Below are 20,606 nucleotides of genomic sequence, written 5' to 3' on the forward strand. Positions count from 1 at the left end.
GTCAGGCGCTCTTCGGGTTGAAGCTGTTGATACTGAGTTCTTTCGTGCATCGCAACACCTTATACGAAACAGGTGTTGCACTTCAGATTTGATAGCGCCCTGTAATTCAAAATGTCGACGCTCGTTATTTCGGCGATGGGCATCCCGTGGAGCTCCGTCTTATGCAGAAACAGGTGTCGGATGCAGTTGTACTGGCTCTTCACGTACCCAACCGAATGATTTTCTGCGTACCACACGAGAACAGTTTTGAGTGCGGCCTTGAAGTCGCTTTGGAGAGGAGGCATCTTGCTGAATCGCAACCAGACTTCGTGCGTCAGTTCCCGAAGGACCCAGGTGTCCTCGTGCGGATCGAACCGGTAGCCTTGCTTGGCGGTCACGACGGCTGGCACGGCGACCAGATATCCTGCGGCGACGGGCAGGCTGCCGAGGTTATTCTTGTTCATTGATTGGTTTCATCATCCTGTCCTGCAGTTGCAACGAGGCGTTGCGCGCTTTGCGCTCTGTTTCTCGCCGGGTATAACGTTCCGCCGTACCAGATGTCTCCGACCAGCCCATCACCTGAGAGCGGATCTTTTTTTCGACTTCGGGATCCATGCCCCTTTCGTCGGCAAGGTTCGAAAAGTTGTAGTTGTTGGTGTGCCGAAGAATGTGCGGATGGACGACTGGAAGATCGGAGTGCACCTTTCTGAGCGCAACGAATATTTCGTTCAGCCCGCGCAAAGAGAGAGGCGCCCCGCCGTTGGCTACGAAGAGGAACGGATGCTTCCGAGCGGCTGGATAGCGTCGCCGCTCCCCAACAATGTACTGAAGAGTCCGCTGCGCCAAATCATTGTTGAGGGGCAGAGTGCGGTCGTGTGTCTTTGTATTGGGCTGGTAGGGACGTGGGTCGCCAGAATCGTCTGCCCGTCGAGCGATGAACACTTCTCCCGTTCTTATGTTCACGTCGCTAACCTTGACACCAAGAAGCTCTCCGCGACGAATGCCAAGACCCAGGAACCATCGCACGATGAGTTCATTGCGAACCTTCGCGTGCCGGCCCTCCCAAGGATTTTCGGTCGAGCGAACGTCGATAATGTTCCAAAGCCGCGCTTGGGCCGATTCGTCTAGTGCTTTCCGGCTTTGAGCGTTGTTCCGCGCTTTGGCACTTGGGATTCGCGTCGTGAGTCCGGAGACGACGAGCCTCTTAACGTCGAGAAGCGCCGCTCGCATCGGATGCTGTACATCCATGGTGAGAAGAAGCCTATCGGCTAGCCATTCAATGAAATTCCGGATATACCTTATGCGCACGCCTGCGAAATCACTATCAACTTCCTCGATGACATTCTTTGCACGGGCCCGGTAACCCTCAAGGGTAACCGGTGCCCGACGGAAGCCAATTCGGTTCGGATCACCCCGCGCTACGATAGCGCTCATCGGAAGACGACACAGCCGCACCAAGGCATCGAGCTCGCCCAGCTCGAGCAATCGTCCCGCCCGCATGCGTTCAGTCAAGTCGATTTGATGCTGATCGCAGAATAGCTGCAACACCATCAATGCGCGCAGCACCACCTCGATCGTGGCGCTCGCACGATTCCGAGCGCGGATTTGAGAAAGGGTGAAGACGGTTGGATCGAACAACGGAACGCCAGTGCTGACATTTACGAGAATCGGTAAGCGCTCGCCAGACGCGAAGACTGCGGTCCTGACCGTGTAACGTTCGGCCATTTATTAACATTCTCATAAGTGCCTCGATCGCCGGAGGATATGGAGTCACAAAAAAGATGTAAATAGAAAATAAACAGCGCCACGCATCGCACCGTTCGCTAATTACATTTGCTTGGAAACGCCCGCAAAAGCTCAAATGTCTGCTGCGCCAGGAATTCGTCGTCGGCGGATTCCTACGGCTTAAGGGCGCGAAATCGGGCATCAGGTCGCTCATGCTCGGCGTGCATGAGCGAGATGGCTCCTTGCGATTTGCTGGCACCGCAAAGCCAAAGTTACGGCCGTCACAGCTGACTGCATTGGAAAGGGACGCAAGTGCCGTCAAGCGCGGGGAAAGCCCGTTCTATAATCCGCCTGCGCCAGAGAAAGACCGAGACTATGTCTGGTTGGAGCCGCGCCTGGTCGCAGAGATTTCGTTTCTTGAATGGACGCCGGACGGCGAGATCCGGCATCCGGTATTTCACGGAATGCGAGCCGATAAACCCGCTGAAGCGGTGATCGAAGAGCCGGTCGTCGATGTCGAGTTCGGCGAGGTCGTCGACGACAAAGCCGGGACAACGAGGGCGATGCCGCGCGGCCGCGGCAATGTCGCGCTCGCCGGAGTGAAAGTCTCGAATGCCGATCGCATCATCGATGATGTCACCGGCATGAAGAAGATCGACCTATTGCGGTACTACGATGAAATCGCCGAATGGGCGCTGCCCTACCTGCAGGACCGGCCGGTAACCTAGTACGGGCACCGGACGGCATTCACGGCGAATTGTTTTTCCAGAAGCACGAGGAGCGGGCGAAGATCCCGGCGTCACGCGACTGCCCAAAGAACTGCATCCGGGGCATCCGCCGCTGTTAGCCGTCGACCATCATGAAGCGTTGATCGGCCTTGCGCAGATGAACGTCATCGAACTGCATTCCTGGAACGCCATTCAGCCGGATCTTGAGCACCCCGATCGCTTTGTGCTCGATCTCGACCCCGACGAGAAGCTGTCGTGGAGGATGATGACAGAGGCTGCTCAACTTGCGAAAGTCCTGCTTGATGAGATTGGCTTGCACAGCTTCCTCAAGACCAGCGGAGGGAAGGGATACCACGTCGTTATCCCGGTGACGCGCCGGCAGGATGAAGGGGTTTTCCAAGGCGGTCGCCCAGCATATGGCGCGGATGATGCCGGACCGGTTTTCAGCAGTCCTCGGCCCGAAAAACCGCGTCGGCAAGATTTTTATCGACTATTTGCGCAACAGCAAAGGCGCGAGCACCGTTGCGGCATTCTCCGCGCGCGCCAGGTCGGGGCTTGGGGTATCGATGCCGGTTGCATGGGATGAACTCCCGGCCATCGGTGCAGCAGACCAATGGACCATAAAGACGGCCGCACATCACCAACGTACGCAAGGCGCCGATCCTTGGCAGGGGTATTTTCGATGTCGACAGGGCATAACCGGGCCATGCGCCGCGCGGTAAGCATAAAAGAAGCCCCCTAATACCTTAATCCATTATCAGGTCTGTCGCTAGGCCCGCTGACCGGGGCGACGTGCTCGATGAGCTTTAGCAGCGGCCGGATTGGACTGCCTTTGCGACAGAATGCGTCAATCTGCGCGTCTTTTCCGCGTTCGATAACGTCGGCTTCAGCGAGAGATGTGAAGGCTATGATCGGCGTGTTCCGAAAACGGCCCACCCCGCGCATGGCCGCGGCCACCGCAAAGCCATCGCAGTCCGGCATTTCAATATCGACGATTACGACGTGGGGCGTCCAAGCAGCCGCGACTTCGAAGGCAGGAGGTCCACCATGGGCCACAACGGTCCGGAACCCTTCCATCTCCAGCACGGCGGCCAGTGCTTCAGCACCATCGCCGTCGTCATCGATGATAAGCACGATCACAGGCGGAGAGACGCGCGCGAACGGGCGGTCGGTCCATAAACCAGGCAACGAAGAGAACATGACTGCGTCCCAAAATCACGTATCTCAAGTAAGCAACGCCTATGCCCTGCTTTTATCCATAGCCTTTGAATATTCGGCCCAGAGACCCGGCAGGGCGGTCTCGGCGTTAAGAAGGGCCGCCTCTTCGGTCGCAAACGCTTCAGTCGATTGACCGAGCACGATCGGAACGCCGTCATGCGCGCCGGGCAGTACAGCCGCCCACACCCAGCCGCCGGACTGGCGTTCGACTTTTATTTCCGGTGCTTGCGCCATCTGATGACCCTCCGTTGCCCCGAACTGTACGCGGTTAGAGACCAACCGGCATCATCCTTGCGTTTAGGTGATGTCTGCAATCCGCAGGCGCCTTATGGAGCAAAGGCGATGAATGAAGACCAAGTCAAAGGCGTGGGTGAGAAGGTCAAGGGTAAGATTAATGAAGGCGTCGGAAAAGTGACGAACGACCCGGCACAGGAGGCAAAGGGTGATGCGCAGCAAGCCGCTGGCGAGACGCGCGAGGAGCTTGGCGACGTGGAAGAAGACGTGAAAGATGCCGGCAACGACGCCGCGGACCGCGCTGACGACGATTCGGCAGCGCCAGCACCGTGAGTTGCGTAAATAAAGTATTCACGTCTACACTGAAAATGGTTCCGTGACTCTCGGAACTGGATCCTCGGTCTATCCTTGCGCCCGCTTCGGCGGGCGTCTTTATCCTAGGTTTCCAGCCGTCCTGCGATAACCTCGTGCAGCTTAAATAGCCCGAGTTTTAAATCGCCATTTTCAACAATCTGGCGAACAGTACGAAGTAAATCCTGCTCAGACGGATTTGGATCAATTATTTTCTCCGTTTGTCGAACCAGAGCGTGCACATCAATATAGAGCGCGTTCGGATACTGGCCGACTCCAAAGCGGCTGATCTCATTAATGAGAACCGTCCACCGATCGGCAAGCTGGCCAATAGTTTCCGGGCAGAGCGATTTCACAGACTCCCCTCACAGAGAAATACAAATCAATCAATGACGGCCCGATTTGAACAGTTCAAAGGGTATCGTGCACCAAACACCGCGGCGAAAAAATCAAGGCCAACACACAAACGGCATTAGATCAGTTCCAAAGCGAAGCACTTCGGGGGTGCTTACGGCTATGCCACTCTTTCTCGGTCCAGTCAGGCTCCGGGGCCTTCCGATGGTCGATCTCGGCCATGCCATAGAGGAACGCGAACCGCCGCGCTTCCTGGGGAGAGGGAAATTCGCCCAGCATTCCGGTCGCTCGTTGCGTGCCAGCCGGCTCGCGGACGATGAGCATCGCTGTGTACATGCCGTCATCGGGGGCGACAACGGGCGTCAGGGCGAAGCCCTTATAGATAACCTCGGGGGAGTGCATGTATTTCTCTCTCAGTACGAAAACCCGTCGGTACATTGCCGCCGTTTGCTCAATTGTTAAACATCTACCGGGAAAATTCGCCTAGGGTTGTCCCGAGGTTGGCAATTAATACTTGGATTTTCAAGATTAATAACGAACGATCGGTTTAATATATGATCGAGTTTACCCTTATTACATGCGTGGTTTATGCATGTTTTAATCATTCCCGACAAACCGCTTGAGTCCTTTTCCAATAGACATACGAATTTGAGCGAGGGGCCTCGGTGAGCGAGACTCTGATGGGATACATCGTTGCCGGCGCAGCTATTTTCATCGCGATTCCGGCCATTTATAAACATTATTCCCGAGAGCGTAAGCGTAATCGTGTTTTGCGCGACCTGAGAGAAAGGACAGTTTCAAAGACGGGCCACAATTAAACTTTTGAATGGCGAACCGCAATCCTGCGAGCTCCGCTTGGGACAAGCGCGTTCGTTGTCATCGAACGTCTCCTTCCGCTGCTGGGCGCGTCCAGGCCGAATAAGACGAGCAGGAAAACCAGCTGCGCCGGGTTCGCCTGCCTGCAAAGTGGAGCCTCGAAAAATGGCATTCTTGTCGGCGAAATCGATCGTTACTACATGCGCGCCGAATTGGGGAGGGCGACCTCGACGAAAAATGCGATCCGGCCTGCATGTTTAGGATAACGAATAGAAATGCGTTAATGTTCAATATGTCAAACCAATCAGCCGCGGAAGGGATCAGCGAGGTTTTTGGGTCGTTTGGCTGCGGGCTGTGCGAAACGCCGATGCCATCTGCGTTTGGAAACATGAGGTCCAACAAGGCTCCGTCTTACGAATCCGACCGCGACGAGAGCCGATCGTCGATATTGCGGAGCAATCGTCGAAGCCGGTCTCGCTGTGCTGGTATCAAACCCGGCGTCTCCAATGCCTGCATTACACGTTCACGCCAATACGTCTGTGCGAAGGCGGAATGCGCGCCTTCTCCCGACAGAACCCTCTCCAGGTGTTCGATTTCTCCATCGAGTGTGAGCGCGTTACATGCCCACAATCCTCGAATTGGGTTCGACGTTCTTTTCATTTGCTCCCCCGGCATGCCTGCCGAAAACAGACCCACGCAAACGTCCTCAAAGCCGCGTAAATACGCATTTAGTTTATATATTTTGAGACAACCGCGGCCCTAGCTTCATAGGGGTTTTACCGGCTATCGGAGTAGCTAGGCCAGCGGGTACCTCGTCGCAGGACCAATGACCGATGCCGCGTCGCTTGATTTAGGAGTGGAGCCGCCGGAGTTACATGCCAATTTGAGCAACGTCTGTCGAGGACGCACCGGTGCGTGGTGACCGACGAAGCTTCGAAGAGAAATGATAAGGTCGACTCCCCGCATGAGGTCGGCCGCTTATGGAATTTTAAGTGCCAGGCGTAGACAGTAGAAGCTGAAGGTACGGAGAAAAGGGCATCCGACCAAACCGATAAGGTTCCAAACCGACGGCTCGCTCTGGGCCAACGCTTTATTCCGTTCGCAAACGCTTGGGATCCCTCCGTTCGCGGATATCACACGCGTCCCTGATGTCATAGACGTTGTTGCCAAGTTGGGTGGGTCTTACGTCGTTGCTTTGAGGGAAGAAGGGGCGGCATGCTCATTGCGCGCACGATAGGTTCCCTACGCCGCTTGCCGCCCGACGCAGCGGTCTAAGGGGCAGCCTTTCTTCTGAACGAAAAGAGCGGGCGATCTTGGGAGGCGACAATCATGACGACAAGCAACTTGACCGGTTCCGGCGCGGCGCAAGGCGGCGCAAACATCGTCGGCAGTGGTGTGGGTGACGGCCCTGGTCCCGATGTCATGGCAGCGTCCACACTTGACAGCACGACGGTTATCACGTCGGACGGCGAGGACGTCGGGAAGATTAAAGACATCATGCTGGATGTGCGTAGCGGGCGTGTGGCGTACGCCGTTCTGACAAGCGGCGGTTTTCTGGGCATGGGAGACACCCTCAGGGCAATACCGTGGAATGCACTGACGCTTGACACGGACCAGAAGGTCTTTAGAGCGGACATGACTGCCGACCGCATCAAAAGCGAGCCCGGCTTCGACAAGGACCACTGGCCATCGATGGCTGATGTTAGCTGGGGAACGTCTATGCATCAGTACTACAACCGTCAGCCGTATTGGTCGACGACATCAGACCCGCTCAGCGGAAGCAGTGACCCGCTGACGGGAACGAATCCCGCCACCGGCAGCCGCGACCCGCTTTTATAATCGGAGGCGTAGCAAACCGGGCGGCCCTCGTCGAGGGCCGCCCAGCAGCAATGGTGTTTTGTGGTCCGGCTTCCAGTTTCTTTGCACGGCTGGCTGCCTACACGGCGATCCAAGCGGTGTCTGCCGTACAAGCATGCATCCGTTCAGCCGATGTCCCGCCGCGGTGTTCAGATGACTTCCGACTCGATTTGATGAAGCCGCCCAGGTTCGCGCTCGAGCCGCCCGATGGCGCGCCGCAGGCACCGCGCATCAGCGGCATACAGCGCATCCATTTCCCCTTTTCCGCTTTATTGCGTTTCAGTCCAAGACTGCGACGGTGGCGTTTTACGTTGGCTCAGTAGTGGTATCGACACGAGATAATATTGATCTGTGTGGCGACGATTTCATAAACCAATCGATTTGTCTCATCGATGCGACGCGACCAAAAACCAGTCAAGTTTTCCTTCAGCGGTTCAGGCTTACCGATACCCTCAAATGGCGAGCGCTGCACATCCTTGATGAGTTGATTGATGCGCCTCAGCGTCTTCTTGTCCTGCCCCTGCCAGTAAACGTAATCGTCCCAAGCTTCGGCGGTCCACATGATGTTCAACGCACCGCTCATTCAGCGTCGTCAACCATCTTGCGAGGTTTTACCTTGCCCGTACGTGCCTGCGCAATCGAACGTTCCAGATGGGCTACGTTTGCCGGGGAGCGCAGAAGATGGACCGTTTCCATCAAGCTATCGTAGTGTTCCTGGGACATGACAACCGCATTGGGTGCGTCGCGGCGAGTGATGAGCGTCACGTCCACATCATCAACAACCTGGTCAATGACGCGCTTTAGATTCGCGCGAGCGTCGGTGAAAGGGATGGTACGCATTTCTCCTCCTTCCTGGCTAACTTGGATCGATACAGGTACAACTCTACCATAACTGCAGCGACATGTACAGTTATACGTACATGTTTGTACCCCTTCTTTTTCTGAGCTGTTACTCGTCGAGCTCCAAAACTCGGACCTCGCAGCCCGACGATCGTAGGCCGAAGCCCCGCTTGAATGCTGTTAGGAAAGGGCCGAGCGGGAAAGCGTGTGGCGATTTGATCCGGAAGACGTGCCGCTGTTCGAGGCGCTCCTGCGACAATGGGATCGCCAGCTTGATGGTGTGCCAAGCTATGTGTACGTGGACGCGTGCGAGCGCGTGGACCGGTTCACGCTGAGCGGACGAAGGTCGCCGACGGTCGATCTCGACGAAAAAAATGCTACCCGGCCTTGCTCGCTTAGGACGACGAATTGTCACGGCCAGATTGAAATGTCGGGGTGCGGGCTAAATACAGATGTCGTCTCTGTCCAAGGTTTTGGTCTCACACGGTGTTGAAGATGCGAGGTTGAACGGGCAGGGCGCGGGTGCATGGACTTCACCGTTTATTGACCGCTGAGCTGTCTTTTACTGACGCGGCACCGCGTTTGTGTTCATGCAGCGCCTTCATCGTTGCCTCCAGGTCCTGTTGCGTGAGCTCGCGCTGTTTCTTCGTGCCGGATGCGCGGCGTGGCGTGCGTACCTCCGCGCCGCGATGCGTGCGCGAGGGCGCCGTGCCAATGCTGCGGTTGTCGCGCTGAGCCTGCACCGCTTGCGCCAACTCAAGCACGTGCGCGAGACGCTTGCACTCAACGATCGCGCCCGGATCGACCTCGGTGAGACGGTCGTACTGCCGGCATACCAGGGCCCGCTCGCCGGCCCGCAACTGCGTGCGCCCGTCGGGATACTCCCACACCTCGATGTCACGGTGGATCAGCGCGCGGTTTGCGTCGGTATCGTCCAGCAGATACAGCACGCGGTCGTACTGCACGGTGAGCGTCTTGGTGACCCGTCGCGCTTCGCGCCACGTCAGCGCCCGTTCCAGACTCTCGTCGGTGCGCAGCGAACGATGCGCGTCATAGTCGCTTCGCGGTGGCTTGGCAAAGCGCGCGTTGTAGTCGGCCATGAAACAGGGCGCATACGCGTTGGCTTGCTCCAGCGTGCTGATGCCGCGCAGGCGTAACTCCTTGACCAGACGATCCTGCAAGGTCAGATGCGCGCGTTCCACGCGCCCCTTGGCCGGGCTCGAGTTGGCGCAGAAGGTGTCGATGTTCAACTCGAACATCGCGCGACCGAATTGCGTGATGCTGTGGCCCGTCTTGCCTGCGGTTGCGTTGCGAAACACCGTGGCCTTGTCGCTGTAGAACGCGCCTGGCTTGCCGTAGCGCTCGATGTAGGCACGCGTGGCCTCGAAATAGCTGAAGGTCGACTCGCTGCGCGTGAAATGCAGCAGCATCAGCCGGCTGGTGGCGTCGTCGACGTACACCAGCAGCGTGCATTGCGGCGCACGCTCCTCGAACCAGCGATGCTCGCAGCCGTCGATCTGGATTAACTCACCCAGACACGAACGCCGGGCGCGCGGCTGATAGACCTTCGGTGGGCGTTGCCGGCGTGGCACCCACAGACCCGCGTCCGTCATCAGATGCCGCACCGTTTCCTTGGCCAGCCGGATGCCGTGGCATTCCTCGAGCTTCTCGCGCGCCAAAGTCGGCCCGAAGTCGGCGTAGCGCTCTCGGATAATACTCACGGCGCGCCGCGCCAAGGCATCGTCGAGCTTGCGATTGCCCGGTCGGCCGCGCTTGCCCGACGCCACGCCTTGCACTCCGTGCTGACGATAGCGCACCACCAGCCGCTCGATCTGGCGTACCGACAGGCCCAAGCGCTCAGCCGCGCGTCCGGGCTTCAAACCCGTCTGGACTACCGCCTCGATAACCTTCAGTTTGTCCCATTCGCGCATGGTCAAGCTCACAGGTGGGTTCGGTGACATGACTGGGCTCCCGCTGGACGATCAGCTGCCAGCTTGCCACCGGTTAAAACCCGACATCTGTAAATAGCCAGAACACGACATTAGGATACGGCCGCTACACGAGTGAAATGCGTTAGTTCCATTATGTAAACCGCGCTGCGGCTTGCTGGACGAAGGGACGCGCAAGCGAATGCGGGTCGGACGCCCGCCTGATGCTACGTCTCAATACGCCTGCCGAAGTCGCCAAGGCTCCGAAACAAGCCGCGCAGCGGTTCGCCTTTTCGGTAATAAGCGTCGATCTCGGCCTCGTCGAGTATCTGGCGCCGGTGCGGCACTTGTAAGTGCGCGTTGGTCTCACTCTTCGGCAGCAGTCTGAGACTGCTACGCCGAGCGAAAATCGCCTCGTCCCGAATGTTGAACCGGACGCGCGTTAGCCTCCCTTAACCCATATACCGGAGTGACTCTGCCACGCTGGATGTCGCACCGCGTTTCACAGGCCATCGACGACGATTCGAATCAGACCGGCCCGATGCTGCAGCGCCGGCCGGATTGCCGCAGGCGACGTTCGCATCGAAGGTCGTGGTCGCGGACGGCAAGCTGCGGCAGCCACTCTGGCTATTCTGTGGGTTAAAGTGCCGGCGTGCCAACCGCGTGCGATGGTTTTCGTAACGATGATAGATGTGTGCCGATAGGCTCGGCATGGGCGCGTTTATTGCTGTAAATAACTCTTGACGCACAACGCGACGTTACAAAGCTTATATAAATCCAGCAAATGAGCGACATTGACCCAGCACCGGCCGCCTTCAGCTCTCTGTGGCTCGGGCTATGGGCCGAATCCACCCAGGACTACTCTATCTTCGCCCTCTCACCCGAGGGCATTGTCTTGACGTGGAACCCAGGCGGCGAGCGCATCCACGGTTACCGGCCCCACGAGATTATCGGGCAGCCATATTCTGTTTTCTTTCCGGAGACGGAGCGCGCCGCGGCTGCACCGGAGGCGGCGCTGCGGGCCGCGACCGGGACCGGTCGCTCCGTCATGGAAGGCTGGCGCCTGCGTAAGGACGGCACCCCGTTCTGGGCAAACGTCGTCACGACGGCACTGCGCAACAGCCGGCGCCAACTCCTTGGTTTCGGCACGGTGATCGCCGACGTGAGTGACAAGAAAGCAGCCCACGACGCGGTGCTCAAAAGTGAACGGAGCTTCCGCCTGCTGGTTCAGGGTGTCACCGACTATGCCGTTTTCATGCTTTCGCCGGACGGGCGCGTCACGAGCTGGAACTCAGGCGCGCGGCGGATCAAGGGGTACACCGAGGGCGAGATCATCGGTTCGCACTTTTCCCGGTTTTACACCCCCGACGATGTGGCAGCGGGTGTCCCTTTCCGGGGACTCGAGACAGCCAGATGCGAGGGACGTTTGGAGGCTGAAGGCTGGCGCGTACGGCGCGACGGTAGCCGATTTTTCGCGCATGTCATCATCGACGCCATCTACGAGGATGGCCAGGTGGTCGGGTTTGCGAAAGTCACGCGCGATATCACCGAGCGACGGCGAGCAGCCGAGGTACTTGAGCAAACGCAAAGCGAACTGTTCCAGGCGCAGAAGATGGAAGCGCTGGGCAAACTGACGGGCGGTGTGGCGCACGACTTCAACAACGTCTTGCAGGTGCTGCGGGGCAATCTCGAACTGCTCGAAAGCAGGCATGGCCGCGACCACTGGAGCGCCGAGCGGCTTGGTAATGCGATCGACGCCGTCGACCGCGGCGCCAAGCTTGCATCACAGTTACTTGCCTTCGGTCGCCAGCAACCCCTCGCTCCGGTCGTTACCAATCCTGCGCGTCACCTACGGTCGCTCGACGACTTGCTGCGGCGGGCGCTGGGAGAGGCCATTGAAATCGAGTCCGTGGTGGCGGGTGGGCTGTGGAATACGATCGTCGATCCGCATCAGCTCGAAAACGTGATCCTCAATCTCGCGATCAATGCCCGCGATGCAATGCCCGGTGGCGGCAAGCTCACTCTTGAGCTGTCGAATGCGACGCTCGACGACGAATACGTGTCGTCAATCCCTGACGTCGCCGCCGGCCAGTATGTGATGCTGGCCGTCACCGACACCGGAACCGGCATGAGCCAGGACGTGATGGCGCGCGCTTTTGATCCATTTTTTAGCACGAAGCCTGAGGGCCGAGGTACGGGGCTCGGCCTCAGCATGGCCTACGGCTTCGTCAAGCAGAGCGGCGGGCATATTCGCCTCTACAGCGAGATCGGCGAAGGAACGACCGTCAGGATCTATCTGCCGCGTTCGGCCGGCGCGGCAGTTGAAACCAGAACGGCCACGCCCGGTAGCCTGAAGCACGGCAACGAGACGATTCTCGTCGTGGAGGACGATCTGAGAGTCCAGTCGACCGTCGTCGAACTCCTCTCTGGCCTCGGTTATGCGGTGCTCAAGGCTAACGACGCCGAGCAGGCGTTGGCCGTGGTCGCAAGCGGCGTGCACATCGATCTGCTGTTCACGGACGTGGTGATGCCCGGCCCGCTGCGCAGTCCCGAAATGGCCCGTCGCGCAGTCGAGATGCTGCCGGGGCTGAAGGTTCTGTTCACCTCGGGCTACACACAGAACGCCATCGTGCATGGCGGCCGACTGGACCCGGGCGTCGAACTGCTGAGCAAACCATACAGCCGCCAGCAGCTCGCCGACAAGGTGCGGCAGGTGCTTGGCACCAGCGACGTCGAAGCGAGCGAAGCGTCTGCGGGCGGCACGTGTGCTCGCGACGGACTCGGGCCAACTGGAGAGGAGGACGGCCTGCGCATCCTGGTCGTGGAAGACGACGCCGCGTCGCTCGACGCAACCTGCGAACTGCTGACGCTGATTGGGATGCGTCCGCACCGCGCAGCAAGCGCGGCGCAGGCGCTGAACGCGCTCGACGGGAACGACTTCGACATCCTGTTCACTGACGTCGTCATGCCAGATATGTCGGGCACCGAACTGGCACGACGCGCGTTTGCCACCCGTCCGGAGCTCCGGATCATTTTTGCGTCAGGAAACGCTGTACCGGACGACGAGAGCTTCGGATACGAATGGGCGGCGCTGCGCAAGCCTTTCACACTTGATCAGTTGCGCATGGCGCTGCAGCCGGTCAGCAGACCGGCAGGTGAGCCGTCCCGCCGGTGATGGCCAGTCCGTGACGACCGACGGCCCGAGCAGAAGTCAGGTTCGCGATAGGACGACATTGTTGAAGTTGCAGTGCATCAATGCACGAGCGCCACGGCTGGCGCGGCGAACTGGCCGCGGGTCACACCTTGTACGTGCCCTTCGACCCGACATAGGCGGTCACATTTCGTTTAGGCGACCTGGCAGATGCAGGCGGCAGCGCTGCCAGTATCCGGTCCAGTCCGGCCGCCTGTCGCGTCGGGAGACGGCGAAGCCGGCCGGAGAACGAATCATCTTTTATCGGCCAAGTAGCGAACGACTGCGCGCGCCCCATGGACCTGAAGCGCGCCGGCACGGGCGCAGGCTTGGGGCTTGGCCTCTTCATCGCCAAACAAATCATAGGCTCTCACAACGGAGCTGTGACGGTGGAGTCAGCCAATGGAAGGACGGTGTTTGACGTCGTTTTACCGAGAAACGCCAATGCCCAACAGCGGTCGAGCGCCTGCCAACTCAGTGGTCCGCTTCACCTACCGCTACCTTTCGCCTCGCCGTCGCAGATGAGCCGCTACCGGCAGTGGCTTCACCGGCCATAACCAGGGCGTTCAAGGTAATGCTTGACGACTTTATGGACCCACTGATGCTGATCGCTTCGGCGCTGCCACTATAATTCCGGACTTTCCAGGTCGCCGCGAACGATTTCGTCGCCGCGCTGATGCGCAACGCGAATTGCGTCGGCTTTGGTTTCGAACGGGCCGATTTGCCGCGCCTTCAAACGGATACAGCAGCCTGCCGTCGGTCTTCCTCACGACCTTCAAGGTGCCTGGTAGCCGTTTGTACTGGCGCACCGATAAGACGCATAAATCTCGAAGTCATCTCCAGTCGCGCCGCGGGTTGGCACTACGATTTTCATCGGAAACAGAACGAGTTTTCGGACGCTTCTCATTAACATGTCCCATGAGTTCCCAATTGGCCCATGGATCGGGTATTTATCCGCAACGACCGGAATGCGCGTCGCCGGTTCGCTCGGGGACGGCTTCTGAAGCAGTGCCGCTATGCGCGAACGTGCAGTGCGCCCCCGGACCGGAAAGCAAGTGAAGCAACGACGGCTCGTTCACACTGGCGCTCCTTTCCTATTTCTGGCCCGCGAATGTCTGATCATCCTCTGTCCTGGCGCTTCCCATGATGAATTCTCGCAGGGCCCCTTCGAGCCTGTGCAATTTTCCGGATAACGCGCGCTCCGATTGCGCGCGCGCTTCATCGCCCTGTGTTTCGGCTGCACGAGCGCGGCTGGCGGCGAGCGCCGCGCGTTCTTCTACTCGACGCACCGACGTCCACAGCGCGTCTTCAAGATCCGCCTTTTGCGCGGCGTCCAGCGAAGCTTCAGTGAAAGCGTGTCCGGTATGGCATCGGTACCGAAGGGGTGCGGTATCGCTTACTTCCCAAACGACGCCCCCGCAGTCCGGACAGGTGAGTGTGCTGCGCTTGCCCAACTGATCAAGCAGTGCCGGCGAAGAGATACCGGTGAGCGCGATCTGCGCTTCGATCTCGATCGGTCGCTTATCGGCACCCATGGGGCCTCCTTTTATGGGTTGATGAACCGCATCCGCGATGGCCTGCGCAAGCCTGTCAAGGCACGCCACCGTAGCGGCCGGGACCGCGCGAAGCGCGGAGGCCGGCATTGACTGTGCGACGCTGTCCTGAGGCGCTTGTACGATGACGCGACCGCCACAGGCGTTGACTGCGGCTGCGCCTGCCGCACCGTCGTCAAGGTCCCCGGTCAAGACCACTGCGACGGCGCGAGCGCCATACTCGACGGCCACCGAGCGGAATAACGGGTCAATGGCTGGACGCGCGAAGTTTTCTTTCGGGCCAGCGCTCAGCCGTATCCGCCCATCATGAACCAGCATATGCCGATCGGAGGGTGCGACATAAATCCGCGACGGTTCGAGCGGAATGTTGTCTATCGCATGGGCAACCGGCAAACAGCAAACCGGCGCCAGTAGCTCAGGCAGCAGACTGCGATGCGCGCCAATATGCATGACGATCAAGACCGGAGCGGTAAAATCCGTCGCCAGTGACGACAGCAGCGTGCGAAGTGCGTCGAGACCGCCCAGCGACGTACCGACCGCGACGATCCGATTCTCGATAGGCTGATCGTGATGCACTGCGTACCTCCAGACTATGGCTGCGGCGGGCCGCGTCGCTGCCCTTGGATCTTCATTGCAGTTCCGGAGTCCGGACCGCATGGCCTAGACGAGCAAGCAGCGAACCTGGGAATGGTGCTTGCGCCAGCATCGCAGCCGACGCAATCACCTGAACCGACATGAAAAGCGGAACTTGGACCGGAATCTGGACCGATAGGAAAGCGTCCCCGCACCGTCCGCTACGCATTCTGGTCGTCGACGATGACGCGCTTGGCGCCGAAGCCGTGGCGCTTGCGCTCTCCTTCGTGGGTCATGAAACCCGCTTCGCATTCAATGGAGACTCCGCCTTTGAACGCATCGCATCGTGGACGCCGCACATCGCCGTGCTGGACATCAATATGCCGTCGCCCGATGGTTTCCAGCTCGCCGCGCGTTTGCATGCGCTCGACGGCGCCGGCGAGGCCCTCCTCATCGCGTTCACCTCGATGGACGAACAAGCCGTCCAGCCTCTGGGCGTCGCGGCAGGCTTCGACGCCTTCTGTCAGAAAGGTGCAGGAACCGGGCCTTTACTGGATATCATTGCACGGCTTGCTGCGCTTTAATGGGGCATTGCCACGTGTTGTGTGCGTGGCGCTTCAACGTGAGATAACCGGCTTGAACCTTTATCGGACGCGCGGCAGTCGGTCCGAGGGAAATAGGCTACTGGTATGACCCCAAAAGAACAACGCAAACCTGCGGGCCCTGACTTTGCAGTGGTCGGAATTGGCGCCTCCGCGGGCGGCGTCGAAGCGCTGTTGCGGCTTTTCGAAACTGCCCCACCCGCGCCGGGCATCGCCTTCGTGGTGGTCCTGCATCTGTCGCCCGATCATACGAGCCACGCGCACGAGGTCATTCAAAACGTGACCCCCTTGCGCGTGCGGCAAGTCAGTACCCCGGTGCCGCTCGAAAAAGATAACGTCTACGTCATTCCGCCTGGCAAGCTCCTATCGATGGTGGATGGACACCTGTGCCTGAGCGACCCGGAACCGCCGCGGCTGCCGCCCACAAGCATCGACGTGTTTTTTCGCAGCCTGGCCGACGCTCATGGTGCGCGCGCTGTCGCCGTCGTCTTGTCCGGTTCGGGCGCAGACGGCTCAGTAGGTATTGCGCGCGTCCGCGAACAGGGTGGCATCACCATCGCTCAATGTCCGGAAGAAGCGCAGTACGGCGAAATGCCAAGCAACGCGATTGCAACCGGCGACGTTGATCTGATATTGCCGGTGGCGCAGATCATTCCCAAGCTTTTGGAACTAGTCACAAGCGCGGCGAGAATCGCCTTGCCCGCGCCGTCGGATCCCGATGAAGAGATCGGCAGCATCGAATCGCTCATTCCCGATGCCAATGCAATTGACGAGGTGCTGGACACACTACGTGCCCGGACCCGTCACGATTTCTCCAATTACAAGCGCGGCACGATCGTGCGACGCATCGAGCGCCGCATGCAGGTCAATGCGCTGACGTCGGTGGCTGCGTACAAGAACTTTCTGACTGAGAATACGCACGAGACGCCGAAACTCCTGGCGGACATGCTGATCGGCGTCACGAACTTCTTTCGCGATCCCGAAGCGTTTGATGCGCTCGAGAAAGCCTTGCCGGCGGAGTTCATACAAAGCCTCAAAGACCGTGACGAAGTGCGTGCGTGGGTGCCGGCCTGTGCAACAGGGGAAGAGGCTTTTTCGATCGCGATGCTGCTGGACGAAGCAGCGCGTCGATTGCCCCATCGGCCGAGGATAACGGTCTACGCCAGCGACATCGATGAACGGGCGATCGCCATCGCGCGGGCGGCCAGCTATCCTTCGGCCATTTCGAATGACCTGTCGCCTGCCCGTCTGACGCAGTATTTCACCAAGGAGGGAAACCGATACCGACTGGTGAAATCGCTGCGCGACACCGTGATCTTTGCTGCCCATAATCTGCTGCGCGATCCACCCTTCTCGCGCATCGATCTGATTTCCTGCCGCAACGTCCTGATCTACTTCGACCGCCGCGCCCAGAGACGCGTCTTCGAAGCGTTCCATTTCTCGTTGCGCCCCGACGGTCTGCTTTTTCTCGGCTCGGCCGAATCGGCTGACTTCGCCCACGAGCTCTTTGCGCCGGTGGATAAGTACAAGAAGATCTACCGAGTGGTGCCAAGCGCCGCAACCAATCCCTTGCCGACCTACGTCAACATTCAACAGCACCCGCACGATGGCGGCGGGCAAGCGTTCTTTACTTCGCCAGTCAGCAGGCAACCGATTGATGTCGAAGCGCCCAACCCGGCACGATCGCTCGACCTGTTTGGGCCGCCGGTCATTGTGGTACGCACTGACGGCACCATCGTCCATCGTTCGGCCAATGCCCATAGGCTGACCGAGGACGTGCGGCGTGCCCGTGCCCTCAATCTCTTCGACATCACCCGTGAAGACGCCCATCCTCGTATCCGGCAAGCGATGCAGCGCTGTACCACGGCCGGACGACGCCAGGACGAACAGGCGCTGCCTTTCTCGACCGCATCAGGCGAGATTGCGGTGGATCTGTCCTTCTGGCCCTACCACGACCCTGTACGGGACGAGGATGTGATCTCTCTCACATGTGACCCGTTGACGCCACTTCCAGCGACGGACTCCGCGGCGAGCGGCGAGCCTGCTGACGAGACGCTCGACTCGCTTAGGCATGCATTGGCGGGAAGCGAGGGCCGCGTGCGCAACTCCTTGCACGACGCGCAGAAATCGGCCGAGGAGCTCAGAGCATCGAACGAAGAGCTGCAGGCCATGAACGAGGAATTGCGCTCGGCAACCGAGGAATTAGAAGCGAGTCGCGAGGAATTGCAGTCGCTTAACGAGGAACTGGTCACGGTGAACTCCGAGCTCCTGACGAAGGTCCAGGAGGCCGCCCGCGTGAGCGATGATCTTAAAAACCTCATCGCCTTGGTCGGCGTGGCGACGGTGTTCGTCGACCGTACGCTCAACATAAACCGGTACACGTCTCCGGCCGACACCCTTTTCAATATCCTGCCCACCGACACCGGCCGACCGCTTCAGCATCTGACGCACAGACTAGATTATCCGGACATGATCGACGATCTGCGCGCCGCGTTCGAAACCCTCAAGAAGATCGAAAAGGAAGTGCGGAGCAAGGACGGTCGCACCTTCCTCGCCCGGGTCCTTCCGTATCGCACCGACGATGATCGTATCGATGGGGCCGTGCTCGCACTGATCGACATTTCAGAGCAGAAAGCCGCTCAAATCCAGGCGCGCGCAAGCGAAGAGAGGCTCAAGCTCGCTGCACAGGAGACGCATGACGTCGCCATTGCTGTCCTCGACGACGATGGCGTAGTGGTCAGCTGGAACGCAGGCGCGAGTCGCATTTTCGGTTACAAGGCCAACGAGATGCTGGGCGGCCCCCTCGACGCCATTTTTACCTCTGAAGATCTCGCGGCTGGCGTACCGGCGCGCGAGCGCGACAAAGCCCGCCATAACGGCCGTGCCGAAGACGAGCGCTGGCATGCGACCAAAAGCGGTGAGCGCGTCTTTTGCAGCGGCTTTCTGAGTCGCATCGATGTGCCCGGGTTTTCGGGCTTTGCCAAAATCGTTCACGATGCGACGAGACGCAAGCTGGTACAGGGAAAGCGAGACCTTGTGCTGGCGCGGCAGCGCGCCGATTACACCGAGATTCGAAAATCGAGCCGGTTGAAAGATGAGTTCATCGCGGTGCTGTCTCATGAACTGAAAAATCCGCTCAATCTCATTCATATGAAAGCGGAAATCCTCGCTCGTCTTCCGGAAGCGCGACACATCAGCCGTGTTCGCGAAGTCGCCGATGCGATACAGAAGTCAGTGCTCGGGCAAGCGCAGATCATCGATGACCTGCTCGATTTTTCGCGAATTCAGACAGGCAAGCTTTCTCTACGCTTCGCACCCACGGATCTGACGAACGTCGTTCGGTCGATCTCAGAGGCGGTTCGCGACGATTTCGCCGCAAACAGGATCGAGCTACAGGTGCACATTCCGTCGACACCGGTCGTTATCGAGGCCGATGCCATACGCATGGAACAGATCGTCTGGAATCTGCTCAGCAATGCGTTGAAGTTCACGCCGCCGGGCGGAACAGTCACCATCCGGTTGCAGCACCAAGCGAATCAGGTGTGTCTGGAGGTGGCCGACACGGGCGTTGGCATCGCCCCCAATCTTCTCGAGTCGATCTTTGATATCTTCCAGCAAGCCCCCAACGTACCCTCGCGTGCGCGAGCTGTCGGATTGGGCATCGGTCTATCTCTGGTGCGCCAGCTGGCTCGTCTGCACGGCGGAAAGGCCGAGGCATTTTCCGAAGGCGAGGGTCGAGGCGCTCGCTTCGTCGTCTTGCTTCCGGCCGAGACCTCGTTCGTTCATCGGCAAGCCGGTGACAAGCCGGCAGACCTTTCGATCTTCGCGGGGTCCCGCGTGCTGCTGGTCGAGGATTCCGAAGAGTCGTTGCAGGCAATGGCAGAGCTGTTTTCCCTGTACGACGCACGGGTTACGGCTTCGCCGAGCGCAGCCGAGGCGTTACGCGCGGCGCAAGCGTCCGAGTTCGACGTTATCGTCACCGATCTGAATTTGCCGGATATGGACGGCTATCGACTTGTCGCGCGACTGCGGCAACTGCAAACTTGCATGGGGGTGCCGATTGTGGCGGTCACCGGCCGAGCGATCATGCAAGAGGAGGCGCTTGCGCATGAGGCCGGCTGCGACGCCTGCCTTTCGAAGCCATTCAATCTCCAGGCGCTGGCTGATGTTGTCCAAAAGCTTCGACCGGAGGGTCGAACGCAGTGACCGCCTCGAGGAGGCGAGGAGGCAACCTACTGTGCAATTTCTCGAGCGTTCACATATCGATCAGCCCGTTGTAGCTGGCGATACCACGCTTACAGGCCGGGTGCCAACAACTGCGATGTGTGTGCCCATGGCAAGTGCGCCGGTCAGGCTCTGCACGCCGCCGCGGCTAGGTAAGCGCGAAATTATAACCGTCCCACGCTCAGCCCATTTGATCCGAGTGGCGCGATGAACTTTCCTTACCAGTGCCGCTGCACCCGAGGTCGTGTTCACGAACGTTGCAGAGGAATCCGAAGGGTTGCGTGATATGCAGCAGCGATACAAAGGTCGATCCATTTTTTGCGTCTGTTATTTAACTCAAGAGTGCCGAGTTCTTGCTCGCCCTTTTCACGGTCTCGATTCGACGATCGAGAGCGTCAGTCCACTTCTCGGCGATCCACTCCCGTTCGCCTAGG

Annotated in this window: 18 protein-coding genes and 2 pseudogenes; 9 read left to right on the forward strand and 11 right to left on the reverse strand. The window is 59.2% G+C overall.

What is annotated here, in order from left to right:
• Window positions 1–59: 59 nt before the first annotated feature.
• On the reverse strand, window positions 60–443 hold the full coding sequence (locus tag QCE63_RS17170) for a hypothetical protein (RefSeq protein ID WP_309834630.1): 384 nt from the start codon (window positions 441–443) through the stop codon (window positions 60–62).
• Entirely contained in the window at window positions 430–1,704 is a 1,275-nt protein-coding gene (locus QCE63_RS17175; RefSeq protein ID WP_309834631.1) for a site-specific integrase, read from the reverse strand. Before QCE63_RS17175 ends, QCE63_RS17170 begins: the two co-directional genes overlap by 14 nt.
• Before the next feature lie 212 nt (window positions 1,705–1,916).
• Between QCE63_RS17175 and QCE63_RS17180 the strand changes: the two genes are divergently transcribed.
• Together QCE63_RS17180 and QCE63_RS36855 are read left to right on the forward strand one after the other, a co-directional pair.
• Window positions 1,917–2,432 (forward strand): hypothetical protein, encoded by a 516-nt coding sequence (locus QCE63_RS17180; RefSeq protein ID WP_309834633.1) that lies wholly within the window; start codon window positions 1,917–1,919, stop codon window positions 2,430–2,432.
• Between the two features lie 112 nt (window positions 2,433–2,544).
• Window positions 2,545–3,154 (forward strand): annotated as a pseudogene (locus tag QCE63_RS36855) (DNA primase small subunit domain-containing protein).
• 16 nt (window positions 3,155–3,170) lie between these two features.
• Here QCE63_RS36855 and QCE63_RS17195 read toward each other — a convergent pair.
• A complete protein-coding gene (locus QCE63_RS17195) occupies window positions 3,171–3,632 on the reverse strand; it encodes a response regulator (RefSeq protein ID WP_309834636.1) in 462 nt (153 codons plus the stop codon).
• 39 nt (window positions 3,633–3,671) lie between these two features.
• Window positions 3,672–3,884 carry a hypothetical protein gene (locus QCE63_RS17200; protein ID WP_309834638.1) on the reverse strand — a complete coding sequence of 71 codons (213 nt, stop codon included), beginning with the start codon at window positions 3,882–3,884 and terminating at the stop codon, window positions 3,672–3,674.
• Between the two features lie 108 nt (window positions 3,885–3,992).
• On the opposite strand from QCE63_RS17200, the gene QCE63_RS17205 reads away from it, so the two are divergent.
• Window positions 3,993–4,217, forward strand: a complete 225-nt coding sequence (locus tag QCE63_RS17205) for a CsbD family protein (RefSeq protein ID WP_309834639.1) — start codon at window positions 3,993–3,995, stop codon at window positions 4,215–4,217.
• Between the two features lie 104 nt (window positions 4,218–4,321).
• Here the strand turns inward: QCE63_RS17205 and QCE63_RS17210 are convergent, their stop codons facing one another.
• On the reverse strand, window positions 4,322–4,591 hold the full coding sequence (locus tag QCE63_RS17210) for a hypothetical protein (protein WP_309834640.1): 270 nt from the start codon (window positions 4,589–4,591) through the stop codon (window positions 4,322–4,324).
• A gap of 121 nt (window positions 4,592–4,712) precedes the next feature.
• On the reverse strand, window positions 4,713–4,991 hold the full coding sequence (locus QCE63_RS17215; protein ID WP_309834642.1) for a hypothetical protein: 279 nt from the start codon (window positions 4,989–4,991) through the stop codon (window positions 4,713–4,715).
• Between the two features lie 1,743 nt (window positions 4,992–6,734).
• On the opposite strand from QCE63_RS17215, the gene QCE63_RS17220 reads away from it, so the two are divergent.
• Window positions 6,735–7,244: a PRC-barrel domain-containing protein gene (locus QCE63_RS17220; RefSeq protein ID WP_309834643.1), complete on the forward strand. Its 510-nt coding sequence runs from the start codon at window positions 6,735–6,737 to the stop codon at window positions 7,242–7,244.
• A 334-nt stretch (window positions 7,245–7,578) separates the two neighbouring features.
• Here the strand turns inward: QCE63_RS17220 and QCE63_RS17225 are convergent, their stop codons facing one another.
• From QCE63_RS17225 to QCE63_RS17235, 3 genes are all read right to left on the reverse strand, one after another.
• Window positions 7,579–7,845, reverse strand: a complete 267-nt coding sequence (locus QCE63_RS17225) for a Txe/YoeB family addiction module toxin (protein WP_309834645.1) — start codon at window positions 7,843–7,845, stop codon at window positions 7,579–7,581.
• Window positions 7,842–8,102 (reverse strand): type II toxin-antitoxin system prevent-host-death family antitoxin, encoded by a 261-nt coding sequence (locus QCE63_RS17230; protein WP_309834647.1) that lies wholly within the window; start codon window positions 8,100–8,102, stop codon window positions 7,842–7,844. Before QCE63_RS17230 ends, QCE63_RS17225 begins: the two co-directional genes overlap by 4 nt.
• A gap of 533 nt (window positions 8,103–8,635) precedes the next feature.
• On the reverse strand, window positions 8,636–10,063 hold the full coding sequence (locus QCE63_RS17235) for an ISNCY family transposase (protein ID WP_309834649.1): 1,428 nt from the start codon (window positions 10,061–10,063) through the stop codon (window positions 8,636–8,638).
• Window positions 10,064–10,254: 191 nt separating this feature from the next.
• Between QCE63_RS17235 and QCE63_RS17240 the strand changes: the two genes are divergently transcribed.
• The 3 genes and pseudogenes from QCE63_RS17240 to QCE63_RS17250 all read left to right on the forward strand — a co-directional run bounded on the left by QCE63_RS17240 (window position 10,255) and on the right by QCE63_RS17250 (window position 13,205).
• The gene (locus tag QCE63_RS17240) at window positions 10,255–10,383 is read left to right on the forward strand and encodes a hypothetical protein (protein WP_309834651.1); all 129 of its coding nucleotides are present in this window, start codon (window positions 10,255–10,257) and stop codon (window positions 10,381–10,383) included.
• 152 nt (window positions 10,384–10,535) lie between these two features.
• Window positions 10,536–10,639, forward strand: a pseudogene (locus QCE63_RS17245) (electron transfer flavoprotein subunit beta/FixA family protein); the annotation flags it as partial.
• 175 nt (window positions 10,640–10,814) lie between these two features.
• A complete protein-coding gene (locus QCE63_RS17250) occupies window positions 10,815–13,205 on the forward strand; it encodes a PAS domain S-box protein (RefSeq protein ID WP_309834652.1) in 2,391 nt (796 codons plus the stop codon).
• Between the two features lie 602 nt (window positions 13,206–13,807).
• Here QCE63_RS17250 and QCE63_RS36860 read toward each other — a convergent pair.
• Together QCE63_RS36860 and QCE63_RS17265 are read right to left on the reverse strand one after the other, a co-directional pair.
• Complete coding sequence (locus QCE63_RS36860) at window positions 13,808–14,029, reverse strand: DUF6723 family protein (RefSeq protein WP_404990142.1); 222 nt, start codon at window positions 14,027–14,029, stop codon at window positions 13,808–13,810.
• Between the two features lie 285 nt (window positions 14,030–14,314).
• Window positions 14,315–15,349 (reverse strand): chemotaxis protein CheB, encoded by a 1,035-nt coding sequence (locus QCE63_RS17265; RefSeq protein WP_309834655.1) that lies wholly within the window; start codon window positions 15,347–15,349, stop codon window positions 14,315–14,317.
• Between the two features lie 158 nt (window positions 15,350–15,507).
• Between QCE63_RS17265 and QCE63_RS17270 the strand changes: the two genes are divergently transcribed.
• Both QCE63_RS17270 and QCE63_RS17275 read left to right on the forward strand, forming a co-directional pair.
• Window positions 15,508–15,930 (forward strand): response regulator, encoded by a 423-nt coding sequence (locus QCE63_RS17270; RefSeq protein ID WP_309834656.1) that lies wholly within the window; start codon window positions 15,508–15,510, stop codon window positions 15,928–15,930.
• 105 nt (window positions 15,931–16,035) lie between these two features.
• Window positions 16,036–20,154, forward strand: a complete 4,119-nt coding sequence (locus QCE63_RS17275; protein ID WP_309834658.1) for a CheR family methyltransferase — start codon at window positions 16,036–16,038, stop codon at window positions 20,152–20,154.
• Window positions 20,155–20,606: the final 452 nt, after the last annotated feature.

This window comes from Caballeronia sp. LZ065 (assembly GCF_031450975.1).
In the GTDB taxonomy this organism is placed as follows: domain Bacteria; phylum Pseudomonadota; class Gammaproteobacteria; order Burkholderiales; family Burkholderiaceae; genus Caballeronia.